The following is a 722-nucleotide window of genomic DNA, read 5'->3' as shown; positions in this document are numbered from 1 at the left end:
CCACCGGCAGCTGGACCTATACGCTCGACAACAGCCGGGCGGCAACGCAGGCGCTCAACCAGGGCGACGCGGTCAGCGATACGCTGAGCGTCAGCTCGCTCGACGGCACCGCCAGCCACAATATCGTCGTCGCCATCACCGGCGCCAACGATGCGGCTGCGATCGTCGTCGATGCGACGGTGACCGACGACCGGACGACGGTCGAGGCGGGGGCAGCCGGCAGCGGCGATCCGAGTGCCTCCGGCAAGCTGACGGTCAGCGACGTCGACGACGGCGAGGCGGTGTTTGCCGCCCCGGCCTCACTCAACGGCATCTATGGCAGCTTCAGCTTCAATGCCGCCACCGGCAGCTGGACCTATACGCTCGACAACAGCCGGGCGGCGACGCAGGCGCTCAACCAGGGCGACGCGGTCAGCGATACGCTGAGCGTCAGCTCGCTCGACGGCACCGCCAGCCACAATATCGTCATCGCCATCACCGGCGCCAACGATGCGGCTGCGATCGTCGTCGATGCGACGGTGACCGACGACCGGGCGACGGTCGAGGCGGGGGCAGCCGGCAGCGGCGATCCGAGTGCCTCCGGCAAGCTGACGGTCAGCGACGTCGACGACGGCGAGGCGGTGTTTGCCGCCCCGGCCTCACTCAACGGCATCTATGGCAGCTTCAGCTTCAATGCCGCCACCGGCAGCTGGACCTATACGCTCGACAACAGCCGGGCGGCA

1 protein-coding gene is annotated in these 722 nt (G+C 68.6%); it reads left to right on the top strand.

The features are described 5' to 3' along the window. Window positions 1–722: VCBS domain-containing protein (locus B5E41_RS30975; RefSeq protein ID WP_210191836.1), on the top strand; the 722-nt coding region annotated here is incomplete at both ends.

This window comes from Rhizobium esperanzae, assembly GCF_002204185.1.
In the GTDB taxonomy this organism is placed as follows: Bacteria; Pseudomonadota; Alphaproteobacteria; order Rhizobiales; family Rhizobiaceae; genus Rhizobium; species Rhizobium esperanzae.
The sequence above is the reverse complement of the archived record's forward strand: the minus strand, read 5'-3'. Positions and strand labels throughout refer to the sequence as shown.